This window comes from Streptomyces cucumeris, assembly GCF_024295805.1.
Lineage (GTDB): Bacteria > Actinomycetota > Actinomycetes > Streptomycetales > Streptomycetaceae > Streptomyces > Streptomyces cucumeris.
In genome coordinates this window covers 1-3,600 of record NZ_JANCLX010000081.1, presented here as the reverse complement: position 1 = coordinate 3,600, position 3,600 = coordinate 1, and the positions used below count along the sequence as shown (strand labels likewise).

At 71.8% G+C, this 3,600-nt stretch carries 1 protein-coding gene; it reads right to left on the bottom strand.

Annotated features, from left to right (window positions below):
- The coding region (locus NMK44_RS41775; RefSeq protein WP_254753380.1) for an SDR family NAD(P)-dependent oxidoreductase at window positions 1-3,600 on the bottom strand (3,600 nt) is incomplete at both ends.

Sequence of the window (3,600 nt, the reverse complement as noted above, 5' to 3'; positions counted from 1 at the left end):
AGGTGAGCAGTGACCAGCCCACTTCGACCGGAGACACACCAGTGTCCCTATCGACATGGCCGGCCAGGGCCGCTGCCTGGCCGCGCAATGCCTCCGCACTCCGTGCCGACACCACCCACGGCACCGGTCCGGCCACCGACCCGTCGTCCACCGGCGCCGCCAGGGCCGGAGGAGCGGACACCTCCGGCGCCTGCTCGACGATGACGTGGGCATTGGTGCCGCTGATGCCGAAGGACGAGACACCCGCCCGGCGCGGGCCTTCGCCTTCCGGCCACGGGACGGCCTCGGTCAGCAGCCGCACCTCACCCGCGGTCCAGTCCACGTTGGGGCTTGGCTCATCGATGTGCAGCGAGGCGGGCAGCACTCCGTGCCGGAGGGCCATCACCATCTTGATCACACCGGCCACCCCCGCGGCGGCCTGGGTGTGTCCGATGTTGGACTTGACCGAGCCGAGCCACAGCGGTTGTCCGGCCGACCGTTCCTGGCCGTACGTGGCCAGCAGCGCCTGGGCCTCGATCGGGTCGCCCAGGGTGGTCCCCGTGCCGTGGCCCTCCACCACGTCCACCTCGGCGGCGGTCAGCCGGGCGTTGGCGAGCGCCTGCCGGATCACCCGTTGCTGGGACGGTCCGTTGGGTGCAGTGAGTCCGTTGCTCGTGCCGTCCTGGTTGACCGCGGATCCCCGGAGTACCGCAAGTACGCGGTGGCCGTTGCGCCGCGCGTCGGAGAGCCGTTCCAGCAGCAGCAGTCCGGCGCCCTCGCCCCAACCGGTGCCGTCGGCCGCCGCCGCGAACGGCTTGCAGCGGCCGTCGGCGGCGAGGCCGCGCTGCCGAGAGAACTCGATGAACGTGGTGGGCGTGGCCATCACGGTGACGCCGCCGGCCAGGGCCAGCGTGCATTCGCCCTGCCGTAGCGCTTGGGCGGCCAGGTGCATGGCCACCAGGGAGGACGAGCACGCGGTGTCCACGGTGACCGCGGGCCCCTCCAGGCCGAACGAGTACGCCACCCGCCCGGACATGACGCTCGGGGTGCCGCCCGCCAGCAGATAGCCCTCGACCTCATCCGCCGAGGAACTCCCGGACGCGCCATAGCCCTGGTAGGTGCCACCGGTGAACACGCCGGTGTTGCTGCCGTGGAGGGTGTCCCGGTCCATCCCCGCGTGTTCGAAGGTTTCCCACGCGGTTTCCAGCAGCAGCCGCTGCTGGGGGTCCATGGCCAGTGCCTCTCGTGGACTGATGCCGAAGAAGGCGGCGTCGAACCGACCCGCGTCGTAGAGGAACCCGCCCTCCCGCGCGTAGCTGGTGCCCAGCCGGTCAGGGTCGGGATCGAAGAGGGTGTCCAGGTCCCAGTGCCGGTCGGTCGGCATCTGCGCGATGGCGTCCCGACCGGTGGAGACCAGCTCCCACAGCCCCTCCGGTGAACGCACCCCACCCGGGTAGCGGCATGCCATGCCGACGATCGCGATCGGTTCGTCGTCCGCGACCGCCGTGGGAGCGTGTGCGCTGACGGCGGTCTCCCGCCCCATGAGCTCGGCCCGGAGATGGGTGGCGAGGGCGTTCGGGGTGGGGTGGTCGAAGACCAGTGCCGGAGCGAGACTCAGCCCGGTGGTGGTGGCGAGCTGGTTGCGGAGTTCGACGGCGGTCAGCGAGTCGAATCCGAGCTCCTGGAAGGGCTGGGCGGGCGGAACGGCGTCGACACCGCTGTGGCCGAGGACGGTGGCGGCGAGCGTTTGGATGTGCCGTACGAGGATCTGGTGCTGCTGGCCGGCCGACACCGCGTCGAGCTGCCGTCGCAGCGGGTTGTCCGCGGCCGTTCCGGTATCCGTGGCCGAGCCCGGCGACGCGGCTTCATCGGCCCCGGTGACCGTCAGCCGGCTGAGCAGAGGACTCGGCCGCCGCGCCGTGAACGCGGCGGCGAACCGGTCCCAGCCGACGTCGGCGATGGTGACGGTGGTGTCGCCCTGGGTCAGGGCGTGGTGCAGGGACTTCAGGGCGAGCTCGGTCCCGAGCGGTGCGAGACCACGCCGCTTGAGATGCGCGAGTGCGGTTTCGTCGGCGGCCATTCCGGCGTCGCTCCAGGGTCCCCAGGCCAGGCTGGTGGCGGGGAGTCCCCGGGCGCGGCGGTGTTCGGCGAGTGCGTCGAGGTAGGTGTTCGCCGCGGCGTAGGCGGCCTGCTGACCGCTTCCCCACGTGGCCGCGTTCGACGAGAAGAGAACGAACGCGGTGAGATCGTGGTCCTGGGTGAGTTCATGGAGATGGGCGGCCGCCCGCACCTTCGCCCGCAGAACGCGTTCCAGCCCCTCGGCTGACAGCTCGGCTATCGGTGCCAGCTCCATGGTCCCGGCGGTGTGGATGACGGTGGTGAGGGGGTGTTCGGCCGGGACGGTGTGGAGGAGTTCGCGCAGTGCGTTGTGGTCGGCGGCGTCGCAGGCGGTGATGGTGACGTGGGTGCCGAGTGTGGTGAGTTCTTGGGTGAGTTGGGTGGCTCCGGGTGCGTCGGGGCCGCTGCGGCTGATGAGGTGGAGTCGGGGTGCGCCGTGGTGGGCGAGCCAGCGGGCTATCTGTGCGCCGAGGCCGCCGGTGCCGCCGGTGATGAGGGTGGTGCCGGAGGGTTGCCAGGTGGTGCGTGCCGTGGCTGGAGCGGTGGCGCGAACGAGACGCCGGGCGTAGCTGCCGGACGCTCGGATGGCGAGCTGGTCCTCGGCCTGTCCGGACACCAGCGACGCGGCGAGACGGCCTGCCGTCCGGTGGTCGATCGCGGTGGGCAGATCGATCAGACCGCCCCACCGGTCGGGATGTTCGAGAGCGGCGACCCGGCCGAGCCCCCATATCTGTGCCTGGTCCGGATGCGGCAGGGCATCGCCGCTCCGGGGTGCGACGGCGCCCTGCGTGAGGCACCACAGGGGCGCTTCGATCCCGGCGTCACCGAGCGCCTGGACGAGCGACGTCGTCGCGACGAGCCCGGCGGCCACGGCCGGGTGTGCGGTGTCCGACTGCTGGTCGAGTGCGAGCAGGTTGAGGACCCCCGCGAACGGCGTGTCCCAGGCCAGTCGGGCCAGTTGTTCCGCCAGGTCCGCGCGCTCGACCCCGTCGGCATGGAGCGGGAGGGGGAGCGCGGTGGCACCGTGGGTGTGCACGGCCTGAAGCGCGGCCCGGACGGCGATGTGCTCCTCGTCCCCGGCGGGTATGACCACCAGCCAGGTACCGGTCAGGGCCGCGGCGTCCGGTTCGGGTAGCTGCTGCCAGGTGACCCGGTAGCGCCAGGAGTCGACGACGGACTGTTCACGGTGCTGCCGCCGCCAGGCCGACAGGACGGGGAGGGCCGGTAGCAGGGTGTCGATACCGGGGCTGTCCTCGTCGAGCCCCAGAGTGGACCGCAGCGCGTCCACGTCGAGCTCTTCGATGGCGTGCCACAGCTGTGCCTCGGCCGGGTCCTCGCCGCCACGGCCACCCTCGCCGGTCCTTACGGTCGGCTGCGCCAGCCAGAAGTGCTGGTGTTGGAAGGCGTAGGTGGGGAGGTCGACCGGGTGGGGGGTGGGGTCTGCTGGGTACCAGCTGGTCCAGTCGACGGGCGTGCCGGTGGTGTGGAGGTGTGCGAGGGCGT